The 20,117-nt window shown below is 67.8% G+C and carries 24 protein-coding genes; 13 read left to right on the top strand and 11 right to left on the bottom strand.

Annotated elements, in window-relative coordinates; genetic code table 11:
- Positions 1 to 19: 19 nt before the first annotated feature.
- The 3 genes from Q0044_RS02630 to Q0044_RS02620 are packed head-to-tail and all read right to left on the bottom strand — an operon-like array spanning position 20 to position 977.
- On the bottom strand, positions 20 to 298 hold the full coding sequence (locus tag Q0044_RS02630) for a DUF167 family protein (RefSeq protein WP_298159160.1): 279 nt from the start codon (positions 296 to 298) through the stop codon (positions 20 to 22).
- A gap of 8 nt (positions 299 to 306) precedes the next feature.
- The gene (locus Q0044_RS02625; protein WP_298159157.1) at positions 307 to 684 is read right to left on the bottom strand and encodes an SdpI family protein; all 378 of its coding nucleotides are present in this window, start codon (positions 682 to 684) and stop codon (positions 307 to 309) included.
- Entirely contained in the window at positions 681 to 977 is a 297-nt protein-coding gene (locus Q0044_RS02620) for an autorepressor SdpR family transcription factor (protein ID WP_298159155.1), read from the bottom strand. The genes Q0044_RS02625 and Q0044_RS02620 overlap by 4 nt, the downstream gene beginning before the upstream one ends.
- 95 nt (positions 978 to 1,072) lie before the next feature.
- Between Q0044_RS02620 and Q0044_RS02615 the strand changes: the two genes are divergently transcribed.
- Positions 1,073 to 1,831 (top strand): SDR family oxidoreductase, encoded by a 759-nt coding sequence (locus Q0044_RS02615; protein ID WP_298159152.1) that lies wholly within the window; start codon positions 1,073 to 1,075, stop codon positions 1,829 to 1,831.
- A 68-nt stretch (positions 1,832 to 1,899) separates the two neighbouring features.
- Here the strand turns inward: Q0044_RS02615 and Q0044_RS02610 are convergent, their stop codons facing one another.
- Together Q0044_RS02610 and Q0044_RS02605 are read right to left on the bottom strand one after the other, a co-directional pair.
- Positions 1,900 to 2,829, bottom strand: a complete 930-nt coding sequence (locus Q0044_RS02610; protein WP_298159148.1) for an electron transfer flavoprotein subunit alpha/FixB family protein — start codon at positions 2,827 to 2,829, stop codon at positions 1,900 to 1,902.
- Positions 2,829 to 3,593 carry an electron transfer flavoprotein subunit beta/FixA family protein gene (locus tag Q0044_RS02605; RefSeq protein ID WP_298159145.1) on the bottom strand — a complete coding sequence of 255 codons (765 nt, stop codon included), beginning with the start codon at positions 3,591 to 3,593 and terminating at the stop codon, positions 2,829 to 2,831. The genes Q0044_RS02610 and Q0044_RS02605 overlap by 1 nt, the downstream gene beginning before the upstream one ends.
- A 112-nt stretch (positions 3,594 to 3,705) precedes the next feature.
- Here Q0044_RS02605 and Q0044_RS02600 point away from each other — a divergent pair, with 112 nt between their 5' ends.
- On the top strand, positions 3,706 to 4,047 hold the full coding sequence (locus tag Q0044_RS02600) for a hypothetical protein (RefSeq protein ID WP_298159142.1): 342 nt from the start codon (positions 3,706 to 3,708) through the stop codon (positions 4,045 to 4,047).
- Here the strand turns inward: Q0044_RS02600 and Q0044_RS02595 are convergent.
- Both Q0044_RS02595 and Q0044_RS02590 read right to left on the bottom strand, forming a co-directional pair.
- A complete protein-coding gene (locus tag Q0044_RS02595; protein WP_298159139.1) occupies positions 4,044 to 4,934 on the bottom strand; it encodes an alpha/beta fold hydrolase in 891 nt (296 codons plus the stop codon). The genes Q0044_RS02600 and Q0044_RS02595 overlap by 4 nt on opposite strands.
- A 71-nt stretch (positions 4,935 to 5,005) precedes the next feature.
- Entirely contained in the window at positions 5,006 to 5,491 is a 486-nt protein-coding gene (locus Q0044_RS02590; RefSeq protein ID WP_298159137.1) for a transcriptional repressor, read from the bottom strand.
- 103 nt (positions 5,492 to 5,594) lie between these two features.
- Here Q0044_RS02590 and Q0044_RS02585 point away from each other — a divergent pair, with 103 nt between their 5' ends.
- Both Q0044_RS02585 and Q0044_RS02580 read left to right on the top strand, forming a co-directional pair.
- Complete coding sequence (locus tag Q0044_RS02585; RefSeq protein WP_298159135.1) at positions 5,595 to 7,616, top strand: TonB-dependent receptor; 2,022 nt, start codon at positions 5,595 to 5,597, stop codon at positions 7,614 to 7,616.
- Positions 7,617 to 7,700: 84 nt separating this feature from the next.
- Complete coding sequence (locus tag Q0044_RS02580) at positions 7,701 to 8,498, top strand: SapC family protein (RefSeq protein WP_298159133.1); 798 nt, start codon at positions 7,701 to 7,703, stop codon at positions 8,496 to 8,498.
- Positions 8,499 to 8,603: 105 nt separating this feature from the next.
- On the opposite strand, the gene Q0044_RS02575 is transcribed toward Q0044_RS02580, so the two are convergent.
- On the bottom strand, positions 8,604 to 9,011 hold the full coding sequence (locus Q0044_RS02575) for a MaoC family dehydratase (RefSeq protein ID WP_298159131.1): 408 nt from the start codon (positions 9,009 to 9,011) through the stop codon (positions 8,604 to 8,606).
- Positions 9,011 to 10,030 carry an NADP-dependent oxidoreductase gene (locus Q0044_RS02570; RefSeq protein ID WP_298159128.1) on the bottom strand — a complete coding sequence of 340 codons (1,020 nt, stop codon included), beginning with the start codon at positions 10,028 to 10,030 and terminating at the stop codon, positions 9,011 to 9,013. The genes Q0044_RS02575 and Q0044_RS02570 overlap by 1 nt, the downstream gene beginning before the upstream one ends.
- Positions 10,031 to 10,350: 320 nt before the next feature.
- Between Q0044_RS02570 and Q0044_RS02565 the strand changes: the two genes are divergently transcribed.
- The gene (locus Q0044_RS02565; RefSeq protein ID WP_298159125.1) at positions 10,351 to 10,623 is read left to right on the top strand and encodes a hypothetical protein; all 273 of its coding nucleotides are present in this window, start codon (positions 10,351 to 10,353) and stop codon (positions 10,621 to 10,623) included.
- 74 nt (positions 10,624 to 10,697) lie between these two features.
- Here the strand turns inward: Q0044_RS02565 and phyR are convergent, their stop codons facing one another.
- On the bottom strand, positions 10,698 to 11,492 hold the full coding sequence (gene phyR / locus Q0044_RS02560) for an anti-anti sigma factor/receiver protein PhyR (RefSeq protein WP_298159122.1): 795 nt from the start codon (positions 11,490 to 11,492) through the stop codon (positions 10,698 to 10,700).
- 235 nt (positions 11,493 to 11,727) lie between these two features.
- Here phyR and nepR point away from each other — a divergent pair, with 235 nt between their 5' ends.
- The 8 genes from nepR to Q0044_RS02520 all read left to right on the top strand — a co-directional run bounded on the left by nepR (position 11,728) and on the right by Q0044_RS02520 (position 19,475).
- Entirely contained in the window at positions 11,728 to 11,937 is a 210-nt protein-coding gene (nepR, locus tag Q0044_RS02555; RefSeq protein WP_298159119.1) for an anti-sigma T factor NepR, read from the top strand.
- Positions 11,934 to 12,548 (top strand): sigma-70 family RNA polymerase sigma factor, encoded by a 615-nt coding sequence (locus Q0044_RS02550; protein ID WP_298159116.1) that lies wholly within the window; start codon positions 11,934 to 11,936, stop codon positions 12,546 to 12,548. Before nepR ends, Q0044_RS02550 begins: the two co-directional genes overlap by 4 nt.
- Positions 12,549 to 12,676: 128 nt before the next feature.
- On the top strand, positions 12,677 to 14,392 hold the full coding sequence (gene phyK, locus Q0044_RS02545) for a sensor histidine kinase PhyK (protein WP_298159113.1): 1,716 nt from the start codon (positions 12,677 to 12,679) through the stop codon (positions 14,390 to 14,392).
- Positions 14,393 to 14,441: 49 nt separating this feature from the next.
- Entirely contained in the window at positions 14,442 to 14,579 is a 138-nt protein-coding gene (locus Q0044_RS02540) for an entericidin EcnA/B family protein (RefSeq protein WP_298159110.1), read from the top strand.
- Between the two features lie 180 nt (positions 14,580 to 14,759).
- Complete coding sequence (locus Q0044_RS02535; RefSeq protein WP_298159108.1) at positions 14,760 to 16,424, top strand: MFS transporter; 1,665 nt, start codon at positions 14,760 to 14,762, stop codon at positions 16,422 to 16,424.
- Positions 16,425 to 16,490: 66 nt separating this feature from the next.
- Complete coding sequence (locus tag Q0044_RS02530; RefSeq protein WP_298159107.1) at positions 16,491 to 17,954, top strand: NAD-dependent succinate-semialdehyde dehydrogenase; 1,464 nt, start codon at positions 16,491 to 16,493, stop codon at positions 17,952 to 17,954.
- A gap of 1 nt (position 17,955) precedes the next feature.
- The gene (locus Q0044_RS02525) at positions 17,956 to 18,177 is read left to right on the top strand and encodes a hypothetical protein (RefSeq protein ID WP_298159104.1); all 222 of its coding nucleotides are present in this window, start codon (positions 17,956 to 17,958) and stop codon (positions 18,175 to 18,177) included.
- Between the two features lie 68 nt (positions 18,178 to 18,245).
- A complete protein-coding gene (locus Q0044_RS02520; RefSeq protein WP_298159102.1) occupies positions 18,246 to 19,475 on the top strand; it encodes a DUF418 domain-containing protein in 1,230 nt (409 codons plus the stop codon).
- Between the two features lie 22 nt (positions 19,476 to 19,497).
- Here Q0044_RS02520 and Q0044_RS02515 read toward each other — a convergent pair whose 3' ends face one another.
- A complete protein-coding gene (locus Q0044_RS02515; RefSeq protein ID WP_298159099.1) occupies positions 19,498 to 19,974 on the bottom strand; it encodes an Lrp/AsnC family transcriptional regulator in 477 nt (158 codons plus the stop codon).
- Positions 19,975 to 20,117 lie beyond the last annotated feature (143 nt).

The following is a 20,117-nucleotide window of genomic DNA, read 5'->3' as shown; positions in this document are numbered from 1 at the left end:
TCCGTCAAAGGCGGAAACATTACATTCCTGTAAGGCGGGCGCGCAGGGCTTCGTCATCGACGCCTTCGATCTCGATCATCTTCAGCCGCGACTGTCCGCCGCGCGCCACGGACACGGACGAGCGCGACACGCCGAGGGATTTCGAGAGCAGAAGGATCAGGGCGGCGTTTGCCTCGCCCTCGACCGGGCGGGCGCGCACCCGGACCTTGAGGACGGACCGTCCGTCGGCGTCCACATCCCAGCCGTCGATGCGGTCGGCGGACGCGCCGGGCGTGAGTTTGATGGCGAGGCGGGCCATCGACCGCCTCAGGCGGCCTTCGCCCGGTTCCGCAGCGACAGGCAATAACCGAAGGTCACCGCCAGGCCGAGGATCACCGCGCCGCAACCGATCACCATCGCGGTCATCATCGTCGGCGCGAGGATAAACGCCCCCGCATAGACGAGGCCGCTGAGCACCATGGACCAGGCGGCGACGCGCTGGGCCTTCCGGGCGCCGGCGCTCGGCGCGAACGTCTTGGGAATGCGGTCGCCGAACGAGGCGACCATCAGTCCTGTCGCGCCCAGAACGATCCGCATCGTCGTCTCCTGGTCGATATAGCCGAGATTGCGGGCGAGGGCCGCAGCCAACGCCAGGGCGACGATTCCGCCGCCCCAGGCGAGGCTGTTGATCAGGTCCTTGGTCATTGGGCAGGCTCCTCTTTGGACGGCGACGGTTCAGCGTCGAGGCCGAATGAATGGACAAAGCCCAGCAGGGCCTCTTCGAGCACAGAGAGCTTCAGGTGGTAGATGACGGACTTTCCGGCCTTCTCGGCGTGGACCAGATCGGCCTCCTTCAGCACCGCGAAATGCGCCGACATGGTCGGTTTGGACACGTCGAAGCGGTCGCTGAGTTCGCCGGCCGTCATCGGTCCCTGCCGCAGGAGCTGAAGCACGCGCCGGCGGGTCGGATCGGAAAGGGCCCTGAAGACACTGCTCATACTGAGATGTTTAGCTAATCATCGAAATGAGTCAAGCGACCCCTGTGAACCGTCCGCCCGTTGCGTCAGCACCGCGATGGCGCGAGGCTGGGTCCATGAGCGACCGACCTTGCGCCCTTGTAACCCATGCCGCCGGCTACGCCGGGCCGCCCGCCGTCACCGCCCTGCTGGAGGCGGGATTTCACGTTCTGGCCCACGACACCGGCTTTGCCGATGGCGAGACCTGGGCCCGGTACCGCGCCGGAAGACCCCATCTCGAGCCTGTCGTGGCGACTGATCCGGAGGAGGTCGTCGCGGACGCGCTCCGCCGCGCGCCGCGACTTCAGGTGATCGTCAGCAACGACCACTTCCCCGCCACAGCCCACAGTCCGGAAACGGCGCCGACGTCGGTCCTGCAGGACAATCTGGCCCGCCTCGTCGAATGGCCGTTCCGGCTCATCCAGGCCGCCCTGCCCCACCTGCGGTCCCGGGGCGGCGCCAATATCGTCATGATCACGTCCAACCGCACGCGACTGCCTCTGTCGGGGGGCGCTTTTCCAGACGCCGCCCGGGCGGCGGCGAACGCCATGGTGCGGTCGCTGGCCGTCGACTGCGCCGCGGACGGGATCGTGGTGAACGCTGTGGCGCCCAACTTCCTCTACAGCGAGGCCTATTACCCGCGAGCCCTGTTCCGTGAGTCCGAACAGGGACGGGCCTATGTCCGGCAGAATGTTCCGGTGGGCCGGCTCGCCGAGCCTGAGGAAATCGGCGAGGTGATCGCCTTCCTCGCTACGGTCCGCACCCGGTTCCTGACCGGCGCCGTCATCGACTTTTCCGGCGGATGGCCGTTCGGACCCGCCCGTCCGACGCTCTGACGGACGCCCAACGAAAAGGGCGCGGACCCTGCGGCGCCGCGCCCCTGTTCGAAGTCCGGGTCTGAACCCTACCCCAGGGCGGCCATCAGCTCCGGCACGACCGTCTTGTAGTCGCCGACGATGCCGAAGTCGGCGACCTGGAAGATCGGGGCGTCGGCGTCCTTGTTGATGGCGACGATGATCTTCGAATCCTTCATCCCGGCGAGATGCTGGATGGCGCCCGAGATGCCGACGGCGATGTAGAGGCCCGGAGCGACGACCTTGCCGGTCTGGCCGACCTGGTAATCGTTGGGTGCATAGCCGGCGTCCACGGCGGCGCGCGAGGCGCCGACGGCGGCACCCAGCTTGTCGGCCAGGGGCTCGATCACCGCATGGAATTCCTCGGCCGAGCCGAGGGCGCGACCGCCGGAGACGACGATCTTGGCCGCGCCCAGTTCGGGACGGTCTGACTTGACCATCTCCTCGCCGACGAAAGCCGCCTTGCCGGCGTCCGAACCGGCCACGCTCTCGACCGGGGCCGAACCGCCCTCGGCGGCCGGGGCGAAGGCGGTCGGGCGGACGGTGATGACCTTTTTGGCGTCCGAGGACCGGACGGTCTCCAGGGCGTTGCCGGCATAGATCGGGCGCACGAAGGTATCGGCCGAGACGACCTCGATGATGTCCGAGATCGGGGCGACGTCCAGCTTCGCCGCGATCCGGGGCATGAAGTTCTTGCCGTCCATCGAGGCCGGCGACAGGATCGCATCATAGCCGCCGGCGAGGGCGACGACCGTGGCCGTCACGGCCTCGGCCAGCTGGTGACCCAGTTCGCCGCTCTCGGCCAGCAAGACCTTGCGGACCCCGGCGATCTTCGCAGCCGCATCGGCGGCGGCCTTGGCGGCCGAGCCGACGACCAGGATGTCCACGTCGGAGGACAGGGCGAGGGCCGCGGTCACGGTCTTGTTCGTGGAGTCGCGGACGGCCGACCCGTCATGGTCGGCGATGACGAGGACGGCCATTACAGGGCTCCTGCGGTCTTGAGTTTGGATACCAGTTCGGCGGCGTCAGCCACCTTGATCCCGGCCGAGCGGGTCGGCGGGGCCGTCACCTTGACCACCGTCAGCCGGTCGGCCGTATCGACCCCGTAGTCGGCGACCGCCTTCATCGCGATCTCCTTCTTCTTGGCCTTCATGATGTTCGGCAGGGAGGCGTAGCGCGGCGTGTTGAGGCGCAGGTCCACCGTGATCACGGCCGGCAGGGCCGCCGACAGGGTCTGGTTGCCGCCGTCCACTTCACGGGTGACGTTGGCCGTGCCGCCCGCGATCTCGATCTTCGCGGCGAAAGTGGCCTGGGGCCAGTCGAGCAGGGCGGCCAGCATCTGGCCGACCGCATTGTTGTCGCCGTCGATGGACTGTTTGCCCATCAGGACCAGGTCCGGCTTTTCCTCGGCCACGACGGCGGCCAGGAGCTTGGCGACGGCCAGGGGCTCAAGGTCCGCGTCGGACTGGATCAGGATGCCGCGATCGGCGCCCATGGCCAGGGCGGTGCGGATGGTTTCCTGGGCCTGGGTCACGCCGATGGAGACGACCACGATCTCGGTCGCGGTGCCGGCGGCGTGGTGTTCCTTGCCTTCCTTCAGACGAACCGCCTCCTCGACGGCGATTTCGTCGAAAGGATTCATGCTCATCTTGACGTTGGCCAGATCGACGCCGGTCTGGTCCGCCTTCACGCGGGCCTTGACGTTATAGTCGATCACCCGTTTGACGGGGACGAGAACCTTCATGTTTGACTGTCCATAGGATCGCCGGAATGTTGCGGCAGGGAATGGAACGGGCGAAGGAGCCTGTCAACGTAACGCGACGTGAACTTGGGACGTCGCCGCGAGTGGAAAATCGATGAACCGCTTCCTGACCATGCGCCGCCTGTCGATCCTGTTCTTCGGTCTGTTCGCCGTCCTCGTCGCCGGAGCCTTCGCCTTCCAGCGATTCTATGTCGCGCCTGCGGACCGGTGCGAGCAGAGCGGCCGCTGGTGGTATGCCGAGGGACGCGAGTGCGTTCAGCCGATCTATCTGCCGGACATCACCGGCCGTCCCGCCGGTGTGACGCGGGCCCAGGCCTCGGATGAGCAAAACCGCGAACTGCTGGCCATCGAGGATCGTCTGGCCGCCGAGAAGGCCGCCCGCGCCGCCGCCACCGAGCGCGACCGCGCCGACTACACGGCCAAGACCGGAAACTAGACCGCCGCGTCGAACAGGGCGTCCCGCACGATATCGGGTCGCAGCATCGGGAAGAAATGAGTGCCGCCCTCGACCGTCTCCACCGAGACGAGAGGCAGGCCGCGCGGCGCGGCCTTCACGGCGCAGGTCGAATGGGCCTCGGCCTTGAGGATGCGGATCGGCCTTCCACTGTCGCGCATGGCCTTCCACGGGTCGTGGCCCTGGACCGAATAGTTCGAAGCCTCCCATTCCGGCGGGCAGGTCAGGGCGAACCCCTCGCCGTCCTCGGTCAGACCGGCGCCGAGGTAGTCGACCACCATGATGTCGGACCAGCCCTTGAAGGCACCCCGGTTGCGATAGGCCGCCAGGGCCTGTTCACGGCTGTCGAACCGTGACCGGCGCCGGAGGGCGCCCTTCACCAGCGGAATGTGTCCGGGCAGCCGGCTGATCAGCGGCAGCTGGAGCGCAGCCACCACCCACCGTCTCCAGATCACCGGATCGAGGGCGACCACCCGGGAGACTTTCGCAGGCCGTTCGGCGGCCGCGAGAATGGCGCTGGTCGCCCCCATCGAATGGCCGGCAATGACCACCGGCGGGCCGTCGAGGCTGTCGAGCAGGGCGACGAGATCGTCGCGGTGATCTTGCCAGCCCTTCCGGCCCTGGCGGTTCGTCGGCAGGGTCGTTGCGCCATGGCCGCGCAGATCGGGGGCGAGGATCCGCAGGGACGAGGCCAGAGGCGCCAGGATGGAGCGATAGGTCCGGGCGTTGAACCCGTTGGCGTGACAGAAGACCAGGTCGACCGGCCGCTTCGGATCGCCGAAATCGAGCACCGACAGTTCGCCCACGCCCCATCGGTTGTCGATGGGCACGGTCATGCGGCGGGGCGGGGAGAGCCGGGCAGCGTCCATGTCGGGAATCTAGGGAGCCGGAGCCCCCGACGCCAGCGTCTATCGGCCTGTGCGGCGACGCGACGTCCCGCCTAAGCCGCGACCCGGCAGGCCGGGCAGCGCCCGTGACCTTCGATCGTTGTCCGTTCGAGGGCATAGCCCGCGGCTATGGCGGCCTGCTGGAGGGCCTCGCCCTCGGGCGGGGTGACCTCCTCGGTGGCGCCGCAGCAGTCGCAGATCAGGAAGGCTGCGGCATGGGCCCGGTCCCCGACCGAACAGGCGACATAGGCGCTGATCGAGGCGATGCGGTGGGCCAGGCCGGTCTTTTCGAGGAATTCCAGCGCCCGGTAGACGGTCGGCGGCTTGGCGGCCACGCCGTCGACGCCGTAGCGGGCGATCAGGTCATAGGCCTTCACGGCCTCACCCGCCTGGAGCAGCAGTTCCAGCACCCGTTTGCGCGGCGCGGTCATCCGTTCGCCCTGCAGGACGCAGCGCGCCTCGGCCGAGGCCAGGGCCCGGTCGACCTCACCGGCGGTCAGGCCGGTCTCGTGGTGCTCATGGTCGCAATGGGAACCCATGGCCCAGAGCTAGGCCGCCTGACGCCCCGCCGCAACCACCGCCGCTTGACTGTGCGTGATGTTATCTCATAACACTTGATCTCCTCCTCCCCGAGAGATCGTCATGCGCCCTGTTTCCGTATCCCGCTCCGCCCTCCTCGTCGCCGTCGCCGCGAGCGCCCTGGCCGGCGCCGCCCATGCGCAAAACGCGCCGCAACAGGAGGACTCGGTCGAGGACGTGATCGTCACGGGCCGACCCTTCGGCGTCACGGACAATGCCAGCCTCATCGCCGTGGACGTGATGGATGAGGAAGCCCTGGCGGTCGCCCCGGTCCAGACCCTCGGCGATCTGGTCGCTGGCCTGCCGGGCGTGCGCTCCTCCAGCTTCGCGCCGGGCGCCAGCCGTCCCGTGATCCGGGGCCTGTCCGGTCCGCGCGTCCAGGTCCTGACCAACGGGCTGGGCATGATCGACGCCTCCGCCGTCTCGCCGGATCACCAGGTCGCCGTGGATCCGGCCGAGGCCAACCGCATCGAGGTCGTGCGCGGCCCCTCGACCCTGACCTTCGGCGGCTCGGCCATCGGCGGGGTGGTCAACATCCTTGACGAACGCATCCCGACCCACGCCGTCGAGGGCGGCGTCGACGGCCATGTCTCGACCCAGTATTCCAGCGTCGACGACGGCTATGGTCTCGGCGCCCGTCTCGCGGCCAACGTCGGTCCGTTCGTCTTCACCATCGACGGGTTCAAGCGCGACAGCGGCGACTACGACATCCCCGGTTCGGCGATCTCTCAGCGTCTCGCGGACGCCGAAGGCGTGGCCCGTGACAATGCAGGAACCGTGATCAACTCCTACGCGGAGATCGAACAGGTCGGGGCCGGTGTTTCCCGGGTCGATGACCGCGGCTTCATCGGCGTCTCGGTCAAGAACACGCAGTCCAACTACGGCACGGTGGCCGAACCCGAGGTCTCGATCGATCTGGAACAGACCCGCTACGACTTCCGTGCCCGACGCGACATCGACACGGCCTGGTTCCAGTCGTTCAACCTCTCGGCCGGCTACGCCGACTACGAGCACACCGAATTCGAAGGCCCGAAGGTCGGCACAATCTTCCAGTCTTCGGGCTATGAGGGCCGGGCCGAACTGATCCAGCGCCAGCGCGACGGCTGGCAGGGTGTCGTCGGCCTCCAGGTGCTGGACCGCGACTTCGACGCCATCGGCGAGGAGGCCTTCGTGCCTGCGACCTCGATCAAGGAAACCGGCCTCTACACGGTCCAGCGGCTGGACCTCGGCGCCTACGGCTTCGAGGGCGGCCTCCGCTACGACCGGCGCGAACTGTCCGCCACTCCGATCGGCGGTTCGACGAACATCGACCGCCAGTTCGACAACTGGTCCGCCTCGGGTTCCGTCTTCTTCAAACCGGCCCAGGGCCTGTTCCTGGGCCTCAGCCTGTCCTCCAGCGAGCGGGCCCCCAGCGAGGTCGAACTGTTCTCCGACGGCGTCCACGTGGCCACCGCAGCCTATGAGCTGGGCGACCCGACCCTCGATTCCGAGAAGGTCCTGACCCTCGAGGGGACCGTCCACCTCTCGCGCGGACCGCTCGACGGCGACCTGCACATCTATCGGGCGGAATACGACGGCTTCATCGACCAGCGGCCGACCGGCGCCGATTTCGATTTCGACGGCGAGCCCTTCCCGATCTTCGCCTATGTCCAGACCGACGCCACCTTCACCGGCTTCGAGCTGGAAGGCGACTATGCCCTCTGGGAATCCGGCGCGCGCAGCCTGAAGCTCGGCGCCGCCGCCGACTATGTGAAGGCCGACACCGACCTGGGCCCCGCCGCGCGCATCCCGCCGTATTCAATCACCGGCCGCCTGACCTGGACCGACAGCAACTGGGACACGGAGCTGGAGGTCCGCCACGTCGGCGAACAGGACGAGACCGCCGCCTTCGAACTGCCGACCGACGGCTACACCATGGTCAATCTGTCGGGCTCGATCCGGCCGTTCGCGGACCGCAACGTCACCGTCTTCGCCGAGGCCCACAACCTGACTGACGAAGAGGCGCGCGAACACGCCTCCTTCCTTAAGGACATCGCGCCCCAGGCCGGACGGAATCTTCGGGTCGGCGTCACCTACCGGTTTTAAGCCTCACAGGCGCACCGGTTTGCGGCGGCGGGCGGGTTCCGCTAGAAGGCCCGCCTTCCCGCCATTCGCAGAGCTCTCGCGTTCATGACCGACACCACCGCACCCCAAGACACCGGCCTCGACGGCAATGTCCTGTTCTACAGCAAGCCCGAGCCGCTCTCGAGCGACCTGCACGGCAAGCTGGGCGTCAACCCGGTCGAAAAGCCTTACGCCTTCGTCGCGGCGTCGCACGTCGTGCCGCTGACCGTGACCGAGTTCGCTCCGGCCGCCCTCAGCTACCCGGTCGTCTTCCTCGGCGATTCCAAACAGCCGGTCGCCGTCATGGGCCTGCGCCAGTCCGAGAACCTGTACGTGACCGCCACGGGCGACTTCCGCCCCGAGGCCTACATCCCGGCCTATGTCCGCCGCTATCCATTCGTCTTCGCCAACGACCCGCAGAACCAGCGCCTGATCCTGTGCATCGACCGCGACGCGCCCTTCATCGTCGAAGGCGGTCAGGCTCCCCTGTTCAACGACGGCAAGCCGTCGGACTACGTCAATCAGGCCATGGAGTTCTGCAACAACTTCGAGCAGGAGCGCCAGCGCACCGACAGCTTCGTCAAGCTGCTCACCGATCTTGACCTGTTCGACGTCCGCGAGGCCGTCTTCACCCCACGCAACGAGCGCGGCGAGGCGGGCCAGCCGCAGAAGCTGGCCGACTATTTCGCCGTCTCGGAAGAAAAGCTGAAGGCCCTGCCGGCCGAGAAGCTGGCCGAACTGCGCGACAACGGCGCCCTGGGCCAGATCTACGCCCACCTGGTGTCGCTGCTCGGCTGGGATCGCCTGATCGCCCTGGCCTTCCAGCGCGCGAACGACAACGGCGAGATCGCCGGCAACGCCTGAGGATAAGGCAGTAGGCAGTAGGAGTTAGGCAGTAGCGGTCTTGATGGGCCCACCGCCCTTGCGATACTGCCTACTGCCTACTGCCTACTGCCTACTGCCTACTGCCTATCTCCTGACGAACACGCCCCGCGTCAGGCAGGAGAAGACCAGCCGGCCGCCTTCATCGAGGAGGTCATGCTGGGCGATGACGATCCCCTTCTCGTCGCCCACGGGGTCCTTGCCCATCACCGTCATCCGTCCGCGCAGAAGTTCGCCCGCAGGCGGATTGCGCATGAAGCGCAGGCCGTCGACGGCCAGCAGTTTCGACTGGGCCCAGCCGGCCGCCTTGTCGGCCGCCAGACGGCTCCACAGCGCATAGACGAGGGCGTCGGGTGCGCCATAGGCGGCGTCCCAGCCGGGGGAGAAATGCGCCACGAACAGTTCGATCGCCGCCTCGTCCGCGGCGCAGGCGCCGAGCTGAAGCACCTGACCGACCTCGAGATCCTCGAAATGGACGTGGAGCGGGTCCGCCATCAGGCGGGCTCTTCGGACACGCGGACCAGCAGCTTGCCGTCGTGGTCGCCGGTGAACAGCCGGTTCAGCGATGTCACGGCGCCTTCCAGGCCGTTGTCGACGTGGACCTTCCACTGCACCTTGCCGGACGCCAGCCACGGTCCGACCTCGGCGATGAACTCCTTGGCGCGCGGCGAATAGTCCATCACCAGGAACCCCTGCATGGTCATCCGGTGGGTGATCAGCCGGCTGAGGTCGGGCGAGGGCGGGCGCCTGGTGGCATTGTAGGCCGAGACCATGCCGCAGACGGCCATCCGGGCGTGGATGTTCAGCCGGTTCCACACCGCAACCATGATGTCGCCGCCGACATTCTCGAAATTCAGGTCGATGCCGTTCGGGGCCAGACGGTCCAGCGCCTCCCCCACATCCTCGTTCTTGTAGTCGACGGCGGCGTCGAACCCGAGGTCTTCGGTCAGCCAGCGGCACTTTTCGGGTCCGCCGGCGATGCCGATGACATGGGCCCCCTTCTGCTTGGCGATCTGGCCGGCGATCGAGCCGACGGCGCCGGCCGCCGCCGAGATGACCATGACCTGGCCGGGCTCGGGCCGCAGAACATCGGTGACGCCGGCCCAGGCGGTCAGGCCCGTCATGCCCAGCACCGACATGTTCGCCGTCAGCGGCAGGCCCGGCGCGCGGTGCACGCGGCTGACGCCCGAGTCCGGCACCACGCCGTAATCACTCCAGCCGCCCATGGCCGTGGTGACGAGGTCGCCTTCCGCGAACCTTCCGGATTTCGACTGCTCGATGACGCCGAGGGTCAGACCGCGCATCACGTCGCCGAGGCCGACGGGCGGCAGATAGCCGACGGCGTCGTTCATCCAGGTCCGGTTGGTCGGGTCCAGCGACAGATAGATGGTGCGGACCAGGACCTCGCCGTCCTTGAGCTCGGGCACCACGTTCGAGACCAGCTCCAGATCACCGTCCTTGATCAGGCCCTGCGGCCGCTGGCGCAGCACCCACTGGCGGTTGGTCAGGGTCATGGCGTCGTCTCCGGATGGTTTCTTTTGCAGACCCATAATGGCCCAGCCGCGGTCCGGGACCAAAGAAAAAGGCGATCCGTGAGGATCGCCTTTGAAGTGGCAACATCGAGAATGAGGCGTGGAGGCGGCAGGACCAGCTGAGGCCGGTCCAGGTCGGGGGGGCGTCGCCGCCTCCACGGATTGAGAACGGCGACATCCGATAACCGTTCCCCTGGCCGTTGAACTTTTTTCGCATCGCGCTTGAGCGGCAACGGCGACGGAACGGCCGCGTTCGCCGCAGCGTTGTCCGGGCCTGAGAGTCACCGTCGGAAGGCAAGCCCATGACCCATCACGATCCTCATTCCGAAGCGGCCGACGCCGTCCATGAGGGCCGACCCGTCGACGCCCAGTATGTGCGCGGCGCCCGGCCGGGCAAACGCATTCTGATTCTGTTGATCGTCTCGGCCGGGGCTGCAGCGGTCCTGCTGCTCGGCATGTGGTTCGTGTCCAACGGCGGCTTCGCGACCACCAACGCCAACACCGGCGATCAGGCCGTCGACACGGCGGCGTTCGACGATTCAGCGCCGCCGACGCCCACGGCCCCCACGAACTGACTTCGGCTCAACATTAAGCCCCGCCGGATCGATCCGGCGGGGCTTTCTTCAATCGCTGGAGACGCGCCTCGGGGTCAGGCGGCTTCCTTCTGACGCGTGGGGTGGAAGAACAGGGCCTGACTGATGGCCGCCTTCACCGTTTCCGGCTGGAAGGGCTTGGTGATCAGGAAGGTCGGTTCCGGACGCTCGCCGGTCAGCAGCCGTTCCGGGAAGGCGGTGATGAAGATCACCGGCACGTCGAACTTCTTGAGGATGTCCTTGACGGCGTCGATCCCCGACGAACCGTCGGCCAGCTGGATATCGGCCAGGACCAGACCCGGACGGTGACGGGCGACAGCGTCGACAGCCTCGTCGTGGGTCGTGGCGGTGGCGGTGACATTGTGCCCCAGTTCGCGGACCAGGCTCTCGATGTCGGCCGAAATAATGGCCTCGTCCTCAATGATCAGGACGTCGGTGGCCAGTTCCGCATCGATCTCGGCCTGGGCGTCCCCGATCAGCCGCTCGACCGAATGGGCGTCCGCCGACAGGATCTGGGCGGCTTCGGACGGGGTGAACCCCTCCAGGGCGGTCAGCAGGAAGGCCTGGCGCGAGCGCGGGGCGATCCGCATCAGGCGGCTGGACGCGTCGGTCCGGGCTTCGAGGCCGCTGGCGTCTTCCAGCTGGGCGCCGGTCGTCGACCAGATGGTGTGGAAGACATGGTACAGCGCCACGCGCGGCGTCATGTCGGAGGACAGCTGACGTTCGCCGGCGGCCAGGGCCTCCAGCGCCACACGCACATAGTTGTCACCCGTCGCCTGATCGCCCGTCAGGGCCCGGGCATAGCGACGGACGTAGGGCAGGTGCGGCGCGAGTCTGGCCAATAGGCTCATCTAGGTATCCCCGACAAAATTCGACACTGCGCGCCGTCCATGGCGGCTCGCTTGGCGGTTCAAACGTATCACTACCGCCACGGTTCCCGAGGCTTGCGATTTAGCTTCACCATAAAATAAGCAAGCGACGGAACTCGTGTTTGTCAGCGACGTTGACCACGCTGAACAATGAGCCCGGCGGGCAAAGCCGGCCCAGACGCGTGAATGAGATCAACGATTGGCGGCGCAGACAGACATGATCGATTCTTCGGACCCCGGGCGCAAATCCAAACCCGCCCGACCGGATGCAGGGCCGCCGCTTGAGGAAGCCCGTCTGCGCCAGCAGGCCATCGGTGTGAAGCTGCGCCACATGTTCGACGAGGTCGTCAACGAGCCTGTACCGGACGAGTTCCTCGAAATCCTGCGCCGCGCTGACCAGCGAAAGATCGACGAGGACAAGGCGTGAGCGGCTCCGGTCGTTCGACTGCGCCCAAGCCCCCCTCCGCAGACGACGAAGGATTCAAGCGCGAACTCGTTCAGTTGATCCCGCATCTGCGCGCCTTCGCCCGCACCCTGACCGGCGATCCGACCGCCGCCGACGACCTGGCGCAGGACGCCATGATGAAGGCGTGGGACGCGCGCGCCTCCTATCAGATGGGCACCAATATGAAGGCCTGGACCTTCATGATCCTGCGCAACCAGTTCTACTCGGAGAAGCGCCGGTCATGGCGCTCGTCCCAGCTGGACCAGGAGGCGGCCGAACGGACCCTGGTCGCCGTCGACGATCCGGAGGCTCCGGTCGCCCTGGACGAACTGCGTCAGGCCCTGAACACCCTGCCCGAGGAACAGCGGGAGGCCCTGATCCTCGTCGGCGCCGGCGGCTTCGCCTACGAAGAGGCGGCCGAGATCTGCCAGTGCGCCGTCGGCACCGTGAAGAGCCGCGTCAGCCGTGCCCGAAAGGCGCTTCAGGCCACGCTGGAACGCGGCGGCTACGGCCGTGACGGCCGTGCGGCCGGCGACGCGATGCGATCCATCCTCGCAGACGCCGACCGTCTGAGCGGCGCTCGACAAGGCTGACCATGGAGACCTCCGGGCCCGCGCGGGGCCGCATCGCCCGGCGGGCAGCCTCCTCCCTCGGACGGTTCTGGGCGCGCGGGGTTTCGAGGCCCCGCGCGCAAGGCATCCGCTTTCGTCTGGGCCTTGCCATGGCCGTCGCCCTGTTGCCGATCCTGCTGCTGGGCGCCGTCCAGACCCAGGTCGAATTCAGGCGTCAGGCCGAGGACCGCCGCTCGGACCTGCAGTTCGCAGCCGAACGCACCGCCGAGGCGGCCCGGTTCCGGCTCGACGCCGCCGCCGCACTGCTCGCGGCCGTGGCGCCCGAGGCGTCAGAGACGATCTGCGGGCCGCGTCTGGCCGGTCTGGTGCAGCGTCTTGATGACTATGAAGCCCTCTACCGGATCGGTGCCGGCGGTCAGATCGTCTGCGATTCCCGACCGGCCCCGCTGATCGCCGCCGGCCCGGTTTTCGCCGGGGAGCCGTGGTTCCAGCGATTGAGAGCGGGAAAGAGTATCGCCCTGGCGCGCGCGTCGCCGGATCTCAGCGACACCCCGGCCCTGGTCATCGGGGTGCGCTGGGAGCAGCCGCGTGGCGTGTTCGCCGGGGCCATGGCGGCGGTCCTGCCCCTGGCCGAGCTTCAGCCCGACATCACCGATCCCGCCCTGCCCGACGGCGCCCAGGCCGCCTTGACCGACGCCGGCGGTCGCGTCCTGGTCTCCACCGACATCCGCGCCTTCACCTTCGACGAACACCCCGGCCTGCCGGGCTGGGTCGAGCGCGCCCGCCAGGGCCGGTCGTCGGTGTTCGAGGCCGACGACGCCACCGGTGAGCATCGCGATTACGCCGGGGCGGCCCTGGCCGGTCGGGACATCTATGTGATCATCTCCGCCCCGTCGCCCGGCCTCCTGTCCTGGGCGCGCCTGAACCCGATCGGCGTCCTGATCCTGCCCCTGGCCGCCTGGCTGACCGCCTTTGCGGCCGTCATGCTGGTGTCCGAGCGGATCGTGGTGCGGTGGCTCGACTATCTGGAGCGGATCGCGGCCCTCTATGCGCGCGGCCGCTATTCCGTGCGCCCCGTCCAGGCCGCCCACGCCCCCGCCGAAATCCGCCTCCTGGCCCGGACGCTCGACGAACTGGCCGAGGCCATCGCCGCCCGCGACCGTTCCCTGAACGACAGTCTGTCGGAGAAGGACGCCCTGATGCGCGAGATCCATCACCGGGTGAAGAACAATCTGCAGATCATCTCGTCCCTGCTGTCGATGCAGCAGCGGGCGCTGAAGGACGAGCCGGCCCGAGCGGCGCTCGGCGACACCCGCCAGCGCATCTCGGCCCTCGCCCTGATCTATCGCACCCTCTACCAGTCCGACGACATCCGCCACGCCGATGCGCGCGAGTTCCTGACCGAACTGGTCGGCCAGATGGTGGCCTCGGAATCGGGGCGGGGGTACGCAGTCACCTCCTCGATCGACGCCGACAGTCTGGTGGTCGATCCCGACAAGCTGGCCCCGCTCGCCCTCTGGCTCGTCGAAGCCATCACCAATGCCCAGAAGCACGCCTTCGCGGGTCGTGGCGGCGCGCTCCAGGTCCGCTTCCGCGTCCACGGCGACACCTCGACCCTGGAGGTCCAGGACGACGGTCCGGGGTCGGCTAATGACGCCGTCCGGAGCGGGGTCGGCCGCACCCTGATGGGGGCCTTCGCCAAACAGCTGCGCGGCGAGGTCGAGCTGCTGCCAGCGCCGGGCGGCGGCACGATCGCCCGCATGATCTTCGCCACGCCCGAGGCCGTCGTCCCGACCAACCCCGACGATCTCAAACCCAGCGACGCCAGGGTGACCCCGGGAACTCTCAGCCGCACATCGCGTTGATCTCCCAGAGGGCGGGCCTCCTTCCGCCCGCGAGTTTCAGGAGTCTCCCATGCGCAAGATTTTCGTGCTGATCGCCGCCGCCGCCGCCCTGACCACCGCTGCCTGCAACACCATCTCGGGCGTCGGCCGCGACACCACCGCCGCCGGCCAGGCCGTCACAGGTGCGGCGGAAGAAGCCAAGAACTGATCCCTTTCCCGCATCGCGTCCCTTCGGGCGCGGAACGGTGAAGAAGGCCCGCTGGTCCCCCCCGTCCGGCGGGCCTTCGCTTGTCCGGCGCGCTTGTCCGCTTGCCCTGACGCGAACCGCCGCTAGGCTGGCGAGGAGGCGTCCGGCAGACGACGCCCGGGATAGCAGGCGGGGAAGACAATGACCGACACCACCACCCAGGACGACGCGGGCGAGCCCGGTCTCAGGACCGTCGTCGCGGCCTCGGCCGCCGGCACGGCGTTCGAGTGGTACGACTTCTTCATCTTCGGCTCGCTGACGGCGGTGATCGCCAGCCATTTCTATGCCGATGTGGGTGAGGCGACGGGATATATCCTGGCGCTTCTGACCTTCGGTGTCGGCTTTGTGGTGCGACCGCTCGGGGCCCTGGTCTTCGGCTGGTTCGGCGACAGGACGGGGCGCAAGAAAACCTTCCTGGTCACCATCACCCTGATGGGAGTGGCGACGGTCGGCATCGGTCTGTTGCCGGACTATGAGGCGATCGGCATAGCCGCGCCGATCCTGCTGATCGTGTTGCGCATCCTTCAGGGCTTCGCCCTCGGCGGAGAATACGGCGGGGCGGTCATCTATGTGGCCGAGCACTCGCCGGCCCCGAAACGGGGATACCTGACCGGCTGGATCCAGACGACGGCGGCGCTCGGCCTGATCGGGGCCCTGACCGTCATCCTGACGACCCGCGCCATCGTGGGCGAGACGGCGTTCAATGAATGGGGCTGGCGGATCCCGTTCGTGCTCTCGATCTTCCTCCTGATCGTCTCCCTGTGGATCCGGCTCAAGCTCAACGAGAGCCCGGCCTTCCGCAAGATGGAGGCCGAGGGCGGGGCCCGGCGTGCGCCGTTCCGCGAATCCTTCCTGACCTGGAAGAACGGCAAATTCGTCCTTCTGGCCCTGTTCGGCATCATGATTGCCCAGGGCGCGGTCTGGTACTGTGGCTATTTCTATTCCCGCTTCTTCATGGAGCGGGTCCTCAAGGTCGAGGTGGCCACGGTCGATATGATCATGCTGGCGCTGACCTTGGTGTCGGCCTTCCTCTATGTCTTCTTCGGCTGGCTGTCAGACAGGATCGGACGCAAGCCCGTCATGCTGTTCGGCATGATCCTGGCGCTCGTCGCCTTCTTCCCCGGCTTCCAGGCCCTGACGCGGGCGGCCAATCCGGCCCTGGCGGAGGCCCAGGCGTCCGCACCCGTATCTGTCATCGCAGACCCGGCGACCTGTGCGCTCCAGTTCGACCCGGTCGGCAAGACCGCCTTCGCCAGCTCCTGCGACATCGCCAAGACCGTGCTGTCCAACGCCGGCGTCTCCTACGTCAACGTCGCCGCCGAACCGGGCTCGGTCGCGGCGGTGCGGATCGGCGAGACGACGATCGCCTCGGTCGAGGGCGTGGGTCTGTCGCCGGACGAACTGAAAACCGCCAAGGCCGGGGTCGAAACCGGCATCAAGGGGGCCCTGACGGCGGCGGGCTATCCTGACAAGGCGGATCCTGACCGGATCGACCTGCCGATGATCTTCGCCATCCTGATGGTCTTCATCGTGGCGGCGACGGCGCTTTACGGGCCCCAGGCCGCGGCCCTCGTCGAACTGTTCCCGACCCGGGTGCGCTATACGGCCATGAGCCTTCCCTATCATGTGGGCACCGGCTGGGTCGGCGGCCTCCTGCCTGCAGCCAGTTTCGCCCTGGTGGCCTGGTCGGGGAATATCTATTTCGGCCTCTGGTATGCGGCTGCCTTCACCGCCCTCGCCGCCGTGGTCGCCCTGTTGTTCCTGCCCGAAACCCGGGGCCGGGATCTGGAAACGATCGGCGACTGAGGCATTAGATCAGACAACGGCTTGTCCCTCCCCCGCAGGGGGAGGGACAAGACCGAGGACGCCCTTATGAACACCGCCGCCCGCACCGCCGGACTGAAGCTCCTGCGCGAACATGCCTTGATCGCCGGCGAGACGATCCCGGCCGGCGCCGACGGCATCGCGGTCGATGATCCCGCGACCGGCGAGATCGTCGGCCATATCCCGAACCTCGGCATCGCCGAGACCGAACGCGCCATCCAGGCGGCCCACGACGCCTTCCCCGACTGGTCGCGCTCCGACCCGCACAGACGCGCGAAATTCCTCCGCAACTGGGCCGCCCTGATCGATGAGAACGTCGAGGGTCTCGGCGCCCTGATGGCCATCGAAAACGGCAAGCCGTTCGAGGAGGCCAAGGGCGAGGTCACCTACGCCAACGGCTTCATCAAGTGGTTCGCCGGCGAGGCCGAGCGTCTGATCGGCGAGACCCAGGACAGCCCGCTGGGCCATGTCATCCTGACCTTCCGCGAGGCGGTCGGCCCCTGCGCCCTGATCACCCCGTGGAACTTCCCGGCCGCCATGCTGACGCGCAAGCTCGGCCCCGCCTTCGCCGCCGGCTGCACCGCCGTGGTCAAGCCGGCCAGCCAGACCCCCTTCACCGCCATCGCCCTGGCCGAACTCGCCTACGCCGCCGGCCTGCCCAAGGGCGCGCTCAGCGTCATCACCGGCGATGCGGCCGCCATCGGCGGCGTCCTGACAGCCTCGCCCCTGATCCGCAAACTGTCCTTCACCGGCTCGACGCCCGTGGGCCGCAAGCTGGCCGAACAGTGCGCCCCGACCCTGAAGAGGGTGTCGATGGAGCTGGGCGGCGCCGCCCCCCTGATGGTGTTCGAGGACGCCGATCTCGACCTCGCGGTGGCCGAGACCATCAAGGGCAAGTTCCGCAACTCCGGCCAGACCTGCGTCTGCCCCAACCGCGTCTATGTCCAGGCCTCGGTCGCCGAGGCCTATGCGACGAAACTGGCGGCGGAAGTCGCGAAGATCCCGGTCGGCCCCGCCTTCGAGGACGGCGTCAAGGTCGGCCCCCTGATCGAGGACAGGGCCGTCGCCAAGGTCGAGGATCATCTGAAACGGGTCCAGGCCTCGGGCGGCAGGGTCCTGACCGGCGGGGCGCGGCACGCACTGGGCGGCCGCTTCTTCCAGCCGACCGTGACCCTGGGCGGCGACGACACCCTGTTCCGCCACGAAGAGACCTTCGGCCCCCTGATCCCCGTCTTCCCGTTCGACACGGAAGACGAGGTCCTGGGCAAGGCCAACGACAGTGAGTTCGGCCTCGCCTCCTATCTGTTCACCCGCGACCTCGACCGCGCCCTGCGCATCGGCCGGCGGATCGAGGCGGGCATGATCGGGATCAACACCGGCCTGATCTCCACCGCCGTCGCCCCGTTCGGCGGGGTCAAGCAATCCGGCTACGGCCGCGAGGGCTCGACCCACGGCATCGAGGAATATGTCGACATCAAACAGGTCACCCTGGCCCTGAAACAGGGGCGTTGACATGAACCGCCGACGCCTCAAGCCGCTCGTCTGGCCGCTCGCCCTGCTGATCGCGGGCGGCCTGACGGCGCTCCTGGCCGAGGCGACGACCCGGTCGGTCGAGACCGTCACCCTTTACGGGATGATCAAGCTGGTCAGCGATCTCGTGTTTCTGATCGCGACGGGGTGGCTGGTCCTGGCCGTCGTCGCCGTGGTCCGCGACCCTGATCGCTCAGGCCCGTAGACCGCCGGTCATCGATCGACGAGCGCTGAGTCGCATGATAGCCGCCTTGGGTCAGGGGGCTTCACGACATGACCGAAAGCACGACAGCGGCGATCCCGACGCGCCAGGCGGACCGGATCGGCGAGATCGACATCATTCGCGGCCTCGCCCTGTTCGGCGTGCTGTGGATGAATCTGAACAGCAATGCGGAGTTCGCCGTCCCCCCGCAGGTGCTGGCGGCCTTGCCGACGGCCGGGCTCGATCGCTGGATCGGTCTGGTCGGAGACTGGCTGGCCCAGGGCAAGGCCCAGTGTCTGTTCTCGATCCTGTTCGGCTTTGGCTTCGCCATTCTGAGCCACAGGGCCGAGGCCAGGGGCGTCGACGGACACGCCCTCTACCTGCGTCGCGTCCTGATCCTGCTGGTCATCGGACTGGCCCATCTGTTCCTGCTCTGGATGGGCGATATCCTGCATGCCTATGCGCTGATGGGTCTGGCGCTGATGCTGACGCGGCGCTGGCCGTCCCGCCTGCTGCTGATCCTCGGTCTCGTCCTCGCCCTCGGGGCTTTGACGACCGCCATCGCCTGGTATGTCGCGGTGACCCCGCGCGGCAGTCCGCCCGACTTCGTCGCCCTGCAGGCGGCCGGGACCGCACGTCGGTGGCCGATCTTCATGGGCCAGGACTACAGCGCCCTGGTCCGGGAATTGTGGATCGCCAACGGCCGGGAGTTCTACCTCACGGCCATCGGGCCCGCCTTCCTGGCCACCATCCTGGGGCGGTTCATGCTGGGCAGCTGGCTGTTCCGGCAGGGCTGGATGCAGGACACTGCCCGATATGCCGACGCCTTTCGCCGGGTGGCGCCGTGGCTGCTGGTCATCGGCCTGGGTCTGGCGGCCGTGACGCCCGGCATTGAGCTGGCCGGCCTTCGCCTTCCCCGCTGGTCCCAGATTCCCAGGACGCTGGCGGATGAGGCGAGCCAACTCGTCCTCGCCCTGGGGTATGCCGCAGGGATCGTCGTCCTGTGCCAGACCACTGTCTGGCGGCGGCTGCTGTCCGGCCTCGGCGCCGCCGGTCAGATGGCCCTGACCAACTATCTGACCCAGAGCCTGGTCTTCGTGTTCGTGCTCTACGGCCTCGGTCTCGGCTGGCTGAAATATGCCGGACCGACCTTCTGTCTGGCGCTCGCCCTCGTCGTCTACGCCGTCCAGATCGTGATCAGTCGGTGGTGGCTGGCGCGGTTCCGTTTCGGGCCGGCGGAATGGCTGTGGCGCTCGGCCACCTACGGGCGATGGCAGCCCCTTCTCCGCGCGGAAGACTGAATCGCCCTCTTGGCGGCGTGCGTCAGACCGGCAGGGCCCCGCGCTTGACCACGGTCCGCATCGCGACGCTGGACGAGACCCGCGTCACCCCGGGAATGGTCGTCAGGGCCTTGGCGTGGACCCGCTCCAGATCGTCGACGTCGCGCACCACCAGCCGCAGCAGATAGTCCGATCCGCCGGTCATCAGATAGCATTCGACCACCTCGGGCACGCCCGTGATCGCGGTCTCGAAGGCGGTGAGGGCGCTCTCGGCCTGGGACGACAGGGTCACGGTGACGAAGACGCTGATCGGCAGGCCCACGGCCCGTTCGTTGATGATGGCGGCGTAGCGGCTGATCACCCCCGCCCCCTCCAGAGCCCGCAGCCGACGCAGGCAGGCGCTTTCGGACAGGGCCACCGTCCTGGCCAGATCCGTGTTGGTCATCCGCCCGTCCGTTTGCAGCGCACGGAGCATCTTTCTGTCGGTCGCATCCAGAGCGACGGCGGAAACGGTCTTCATAGCTAAACTCTGCGCAAGTTTCTGCGACTTTACGCTGTTCACTTGCTGAAAAGAACAGGAACCTGCACGGCGCGGATCGCTAGAAGATGCAGCCATAGCCTGCGGCGGCCGTCGGTCTCGCGGGGTCCATCGTCTGAACCGGA

Source organism: Brevundimonas sp., from assembly GCF_027484365.1.
GTDB lineage: Bacteria > Pseudomonadota > Alphaproteobacteria > Caulobacterales > Caulobacteraceae > Brevundimonas.
This window is presented reverse-complemented; position numbering and strand designations above follow the sequence as displayed.